Source organism: Streptomyces sp. NRRL S-31, from assembly GCF_000718775.1.
Taxonomy (GTDB): domain Bacteria; phylum Actinomycetota; class Actinomycetes; order Streptomycetales; family Streptomycetaceae; genus Streptomyces.
Genome location: NZ_JOCB01000061.1, coordinates 42,283 through 48,392, shown reverse-complemented (window position 1 = coordinate 48,392; position 6,110 = coordinate 42,283). Strand labels below are relative to the sequence as shown.

General features: G+C 72.5%; 7 protein-coding genes and 1 pseudogene. 3 read left to right on the top strand and 5 right to left on the bottom strand.

Going from position 1 to position 6,110, the window contains the following annotated elements; translation table 11 throughout:
* The 5 genes and pseudogenes from IF37_RS0123440 to IF37_RS0123420 form a co-directional block, all read right to left on the bottom strand.
* Positions 1-639 (bottom strand): annotated as a pseudogene (locus IF37_RS0123440) (AraC family transcriptional regulator); the annotation flags it as partial.
* 181 nt (positions 640-820) lie between these two features.
* Positions 821-1,183: a DUF1304 domain-containing protein gene (locus IF37_RS0123435; protein ID WP_030745757.1), complete on the bottom strand. Its 363-nt coding sequence runs from the start codon at positions 1,181-1,183 to the stop codon at positions 821-823.
* Positions 1,184-1,342: 159 nt separating this feature from the next.
* A complete protein-coding gene (gene sph / locus IF37_RS0123430; protein WP_030745754.1) occupies positions 1,343-2,326 on the bottom strand; it encodes a sphingomyelin phosphodiesterase in 984 nt (327 codons plus the stop codon).
* 173 nt (positions 2,327-2,499) lie between these two features.
* A complete protein-coding gene (locus IF37_RS0123425; RefSeq protein ID WP_030745751.1) occupies positions 2,500-3,198 on the bottom strand; it encodes a response regulator transcription factor in 699 nt (232 codons plus the stop codon).
* Between the two features lie 2 nt (positions 3,199-3,200).
* Positions 3,201-4,154, bottom strand: a complete 954-nt coding sequence (locus tag IF37_RS0123420) for a sensor histidine kinase (RefSeq protein WP_030745748.1) — start codon at positions 4,152-4,154, stop codon at positions 3,201-3,203.
* A 388-nt stretch (positions 4,155-4,542) separates the two neighbouring features.
* Between IF37_RS0123420 and IF37_RS0123415 the strand changes: the two genes are divergently transcribed.
* From IF37_RS0123415 to IF37_RS0123405, 3 genes are read left to right on the top strand one after another with little or no spacing between them, the layout of a single operon-like run.
* Entirely contained in the window at positions 4,543-4,860 is a 318-nt protein-coding gene (locus IF37_RS0123415) for a TraR/DksA C4-type zinc finger protein (protein ID WP_030745745.1), read from the top strand.
* 36 nt (positions 4,861-4,896) lie between these two features.
* On the top strand, positions 4,897-5,286 hold the full coding sequence (locus IF37_RS0123410) for a TraR/DksA C4-type zinc finger protein (RefSeq protein WP_030745743.1): 390 nt from the start codon (positions 4,897-4,899) through the stop codon (positions 5,284-5,286).
* Entirely contained in the window at positions 5,283-6,083 is an 801-nt protein-coding gene (locus tag IF37_RS0123405; RefSeq protein ID WP_030745741.1) for a rod shape-determining protein, read from the top strand. Before IF37_RS0123410 ends, IF37_RS0123405 begins: the two co-directional genes overlap by 4 nt.
* Positions 6,084-6,110 lie beyond the last annotated feature (27 nt).

Sequence of the window (6,110 nt, the reverse complement as noted above, 5' to 3'; positions counted from 1 at the left end):
CGGGGCGCTCCGGCCCAGACGCTCCTCGGCCAGGGTCTGCACCAGGTCCACCACGTTCCGGGCGATCGACTCGCCGGTGCGCTGCGGATACGTCGACGCCGTGTCGACCAGCCGGGACAGGAACGGTGTCAGCAGCGCCCCGAGCGCCGACTCCGAGCCGAGCGGCACGGCCGTGATCCGCTGGAGGTCGGACTCGCTCAGGCCCAGCACCTCGCGCGGCAGCACCAGGGACTTCGTCCGGAACCGCTCGGGGAAGGTCAGCTGGACGGGCCGCGCCATGTCGTAGACGAAGAGCTGCCCCGGCTCCAGGACCGCGTCCCGGCCGTCCTGCTCGATCCGTGCGACGCCCCTGCTCAGCAGCTTCACGACCACGAAATCCTCGTTGTCGCTGGCCGCGATCAGCCGCCGGGTCCGCACCGCCCGCAACGGATCGCCCTCCACCGCGACGGCCCGGAGCGGGCCCAGCATCCACGCCGCGACCGCACCGCGCCCCACCTCGTCGGGCACCCCCCGGTCCGCCCAGGACGCCTGGGACAGCGCCTCGCGCCAGTAGGCCCGTCGGTGCCGGGCGGGCACCGAGTCCGTGGTGTGGAGGATGTCCGGGAGCGCGGGGCCGAGGGTTGACGAGTCCGGTGACATAAAAAATTTCCGCCCTTCACCAGTACTTTTTCAGACACACTGTGCCAGTCCGGATCAGGCCGTGACATCACGCGAATCCGTGAGACCTTGGGACACGCCGTCCAAGCACCGGACGGCTCCGGTGGTGGCGTTGTCATCACGGGGCTGTTGTCACGGGTTGTCGTCACCGGACTTCGCCCGCTCAGCGGGCAGCCAGTACCAGCACCAGACCGATCAGTGCCGGAACGGTCTGCACGAAGAGGATCTTCCGGCTGGAGGTGGCGGCACCGTACGCGCCGGCCACGGCCACGCACGCCAGGAAGAACACCTTCGCCTGGAAGCCCACCGGGTCGGACGCCACCGCGCCCCACACCAGCCCGGCGGCGAGAAAACCGTTGTACAGCCCCTGGTTGGCGGCGAGCGCCTTCGTCTCGGCGGCGAACCCGGCGCTGGTCCCGAAGGCGGCCCGGGCCCTCGGGCCGGTCCACAGGAACATCTCCAGGACCAGGATGCAGACGTGCAGAGCGGCTATGAGCAGCACCACGGTGGTTGCGATGATCGACATGGGCAACAGATTCACACGACGGCACCCGTGCCCCGGACCCCGCGCAAGCCCCTCTGACACCTTTGACACCGGTCGTGCCCCCGGGGGCGCGTCGCCCCGCGGCGGCCCCGGTGGCGCGAACCGGCCCCGGTGTCCGGGGACCGGCCCGCGCGCGCCGCGTCAACCCGCGTACGCCCGCACCGGATAGTGATCGGAGAGGTCGGTGTACGTGTACGACGTGCCCCAGCTGCTCACGGTCCAGGGAGCCGACCGCTCCTCGACGACCTCGTTGCGCCAGCGTGCCGGGCGGGCGTTCCCCGCGCGGGCGAGGACGTGGTCCAGGTCCTCGCGCGGGTCGCCCGGATAGCGGTCGTGGGCGATGGAGTTCTCCTGGGTGTCGAACGAGTACGGGTGCCCGGTGCGCGCGTCCGCCGCGGCCAGGTCCGCGTCGGCGAGCATCGAGGCGTACTCGGCGCCGCGCGAGTCGACGTTGAGGTCGCCCGCGACCAGGACCTCCTCGTCCGCGGGGATGCGCTTGGCGTCTAGGAAGGCGTCGATCGCCTTGAACTGCCGGCTGCGGTCCCGCACCGCCTCGCCCGCCCCGCATCCGGAGTCCGTGGACTGCGTGTGCGTGCCGATGACGTGCACCCGGGCGCCGCCGACGTTCAGCACCACATACGCGAAGCCCTTGTTGGACCACGAGTCGGAGCCGCACGCGTCCTGGTAGACGTACTGCTCCTTGCGCAGCACCGGCCACTTGCTCAGCACGGTGACCCCGCCGTCCTCGGGCGTGGTGGCGGAGTACGCCCCGCCGGTCGCGTCCCAGCCGTCCCGGCCGCGTCCCACCACCGGTGTCTGGTACGGGTACTGGGCCGCCGCCGCGCGCTTCAGCGCGTCCGAGGCGGAGTTGTCGAACGCCTCCTGGAGCACCACCACGTCGTTGCCCTGGAAGAAGGACGCCTTCGGTATCTCCGCGGCCCGGTGGTCCTGTCCCCAGTTGGGGTACAGGTTCTTGCTCATGAGGAAGACGTTGTACGTCAGGACCTTGAGCGCCGGTGCCGGTTCGGCGGCCGAGGCCGGAGCCTGACCGGCGAGCGCCGCCGCGGGCAGGGCGAGGGCTAGCACGGCCGCGGCGAGGGCGCGGCGCGATGCGAAGGGCGTCACTGGTTCTCCCTGTGCGATGAAGGGGCTGAGTGGCGCCGCACATCAAACCATCCGGGATTACTCACAGGTAACACCCAGGAGCGCATCGGATGACGCGCAGGGGGACTCGTCCCTCCGGCCCCTTCTTCCGCCGGCCTTTCTGCCGGCCTTCTGCTGTCGGGTCGGGCGGACGGTCAGGGCTCGATCAGGCCGGCCCGGATGGCGTAGCGGGTGAGTTCCAGGCGGTCGCGCAGGCCGAGCTTCTGGAGGAGGTTCGCCCGGTGCCGCTGGACGGTCTTGACGCTGATGAACAGCAGTTCGGCGATCTCCTTGGAGGAGTGCCCCTCGGCGACGAGCTTGAGGACCTCCTCCTCGCGAGGGGTGAGGATCCGGTCGGGGGTCTCCTCGCCGTGGCGGACGCGGGCGAGGTAGTTGCGGATCAGCGCGGTGACCGCGCCGGGGTAGAGGAAGGGCTCGTTGCGCATCGCGGCCCGGCAGGCGGCGACCAGGTCCTGGTCGGCGACGGACTTCAGGACGTACCCGCAGGCCCCCGCCTTGAGGGCCTGGAAGAAGTACTGCTCGTTGTCGTGCATGGTGAGCATCAGGATGCGCAGCGCCGGCTTGATCGCGGCCAGTTCGCGGGCGGCCTGGAGGCCGGTCAGCCGGGGCATGGCGATGTCGAGCACGGCGAGGTCGACGTCGTGGGTGCGGGCCAGTTCGACGGCCTCGGCACCGTCACCGGCCTCGGCGACCACTTCGAGGTCCGGCTCCTGGTCGAGGATGAGCCGCACACCGCGGCGGACCAGCGCGTGGTCGTCGGCGAGCAGGATGCGGATCGTCCTCGTGCCGGTGCCGGAGTCGAAGCCGGTGGTCGTGGTGGGGTGGTCGGGCATGGTCAGGGCTGCTTCCTGGAGACGGGCGCGGTGAGCGTGACCCGGGTGCCGGCGCGGGCGGCCGGAGTGATCTCCAGGCTGCCGCCGATGAGCAGGGCCCGTTCGCGCATGCCGCGGATGCCGGCGCCCTCCCTCGGGGCCGCGATGCCGCAGCCGTCGTCGGTGACGGCCAGCACCACGTGGTCGTCGGTGTTCCGCAGGGCGACGGTGACCCGTTCCGCGTCCGCGTGACGGGCGGCGTTGGTCAGCGACTCCTGCGCGACGCGGTAGAGGACCAGCTCGGTCTCCGGGTCCAGGGCGGGCAGTTCGGCGTCGAAACGGCGGCTGACCCGCATCCCGGTGTGGGTGGCGATGCCCTCGGTGAGCGAGGTCAGCGCGCTGACCAGCCCCAGGTCGTCCAGGACGCCGGGACGCAGCCGGCGCACCAGGCGTCGTACCTCGTCCAGGCTCTCCCGGGTGATCTCCCGCACCTCCCGCAACTCCTTGCCCAGCGGTTCGGGGGCGTCGTCCGCGGCCCGTTTCAGCCCCAGCAGGATCGCGGTCATGCTCTGTCCGACCTCGTCGTGCAGTTCCTGCGCGATACGGCGGCGCTCGCCCTCCTGGGCCAGCAGCACCCGGGCGCTGCTGGCGGCCCGCTCCTGTTCCAGCCGGTCCAGCATGGCGTTGAACGTACGGATCACCTCGGCGACCTCGCCGCCCCCCTGGGCGGCCAGGCGCTGGCCCGGGCGCAGCAGGTCCACGGTGGCCATCAGCTTCGTCAGGCGGTCCAGCGGGGCGAGGCCCAGCCGCAGCAGTACGGCGTTGGCCACCAGCATGACCACCAGGCCGCCGACCAGGATGACCGCCTCGGTGAGCACCACCGGCACCGACACGGTCACCGGTGCCCACAGCAGCAGTGCCGTGGCCGTACCCAGCACCACGGCGTTCAGGGCGAAGATCCGCCAGAACAACGACACCGGCTCGCGCCTCCCCTTCACCACGCCATCGGTTCGCCTCCACAGTCAGGCACCGCGGCACCGCCATCGGGGTCCATGGTGCCGGAGCGCTTCGGTGGGCCTGCGACCAGGCTGCCCCTGCCCGCGCCCGCCGTCCATGGGGCCCAGACCTCATTTCCCCTGGTCACAACGGCCCACGGCAGCGCCGTACGGATCGTATGGAGCTCTCGCCCCCGCGCGAATATGGATCTCTCGCCCCCGCGCGAATGGGGTCCGCGCCCGATAGCCGGGCGCCGCCGGACCGGCCAGGGTGGAGGGCACCCCCCGTCGGCGGGCGGTCCGGACGCGCCACCGGGCCGCCCGCCCCGTCACACCCGTCGTGCACAAGGCGTTGAGAAGGGAAGCAACCATGTCGCTCGATGTCACCAGGGCCGGGGCCGGTCTCCACCCGCACGAGGCGCGCCGGCGCCTGGAGCACGCCCACACCTCCCGGCTGGCTCAGCTGAAGGCGCTCGACGAGACCGGCCGGAGCACGGACGATCCCCTGCTGGCCGAACAGAAGACCGCCGTGCGGCAGATCCTCGAGGAGATCGCGGAAGCCTTCGCCCGCCTCGAGGAGGGCACCTACGGCACCTGCCTGGCCTGCGCCAAGCCGATCCCCGCGGAACGGCTGGAGATCCTCCCGTACACCCGTCACTGCGTCGCCTGCCGGCTCCGCGCCGCCTGACCGCGGTCCGTACGCACACGGCTTCATCGCCGCGCCATGACGAGGGGTGACAAGGTGAACCACCAGACCATCGGCGGGCACACGACCGCCCTGTCGGCCGAGGACCTGGCCGCACTGCGGGAGAACCTGAACGAGCAGCGCCTGTTCCGCCAGGAGCAGTTGCGCCGGCTGACCGGACCGCCGGCGTCCCGGGCCGGGGAACGGCCGGCCCGGCAGTGCGCCGCGCAGGTCGAAGTCAGTGTCAAGCTCGCCGCGTCCGCCCGCATGGTCCTCACCGACGTCGAAGCGGCCCTCGGGCGCATGGACGAGGGTTCCTACGGCATCTGCCACCTGTGCCGGCGCCCCGTGGACCCGGAGCGCCTGACGATCGTGCCGCAGGCCCGCTACTGCGCCCGCTGCCAGCAGGCCAAGGAGGCCGCCCCGTGACCGACGCGCGCCACCCGTACGCCGTTCCCTCCCGGCACCGGCCCTGGCCGCTGTGCCGGCACTGCTGCGGCATCGCCCTGGACATGGGCAGCGCCCGCACCCGTGTCTGGATCGCCGGCCGCGGCGTGGTCGTCGACGTGCCCACCGTGACCATCCCCGGCACCGGCGCGGTCCATCCCATCCAGCGCGGCACGATCATCGACACCCCCGGCTGCGCCCGGATGCTGCGGCGCCTGCTCGCGGACCGCCTGCCCCGACTCGTACGCCCCATGGTCATCGTCACGGCTCCGGTCCTGGACGGGCTCGCCTACCGCACCCAGGCCCGCGCCGCGGTCGACGTGCTGCGGCCCCGCAGCGTCCTGACCGTGCCCAGCGCCCGGGGCATCGCCCTGGCCGCCGGCGCGGACCTCTCCCGGCCGCTGCTGGTGGTGGACGTCGGCGCCCACCTCACGGAGGTGGTGCTGCTGAGCGACGGCGCCGTCACCGACGCGCGCCGGACCGCCCTGGGCACCAGCGACCTGGACGACACGACCACCCCGGGGCAGATCGCCGAGGCCGTCGCCCGGATGCTGACCGCGATGCTCCACCAGGACCACACCTCCCTCACCGCCGACGCCCTGCGCCGCGACATCCTGCTGGCCGGCGGAGGCGCCCTGCGCCCGGACATCCGGCACCGGCTCGCCACCCGCCTCCCGACCACCCTGCGCACGGTCCCCGCCCCGCACACCGCGGCGGTCCGCGGCGCGGTCAGACTCCTCCAGGCCGCGCACACCCACCCGTCGGCCTCGGCGGACTGACCGTCGACGGGGCTGCGCGGCCCGTGT

Excerpts from the sequence above, each read along its gene's own strand:
- IF37_RS0123410 (WP_030745743.1), top strand. The coding sequence starts at position 4,897 with ATGACGAGGGGTGACAAGGTGAACCACCAGACCATCGGCGGGCACACG.
- IF37_RS0123435 (WP_030745757.1), bottom strand. The coding sequence starts at position 1,183 with ATGTCGATCATCGCAACCACCGTGGTGCTGCTCATAGCCGCTCTGCAC.
- IF37_RS0123425 (WP_030745751.1), bottom strand. The coding sequence starts at position 3,198 with ATGCCCGACCACCCCACCACGACCACCGGCTTCGACTCCGGCACCGGC.
- IF37_RS0123415 (WP_030745745.1), top strand. The coding sequence starts at position 4,543 with ATGTCGCTCGATGTCACCAGGGCCGGGGCCGGTCTCCACCCGCACGAG.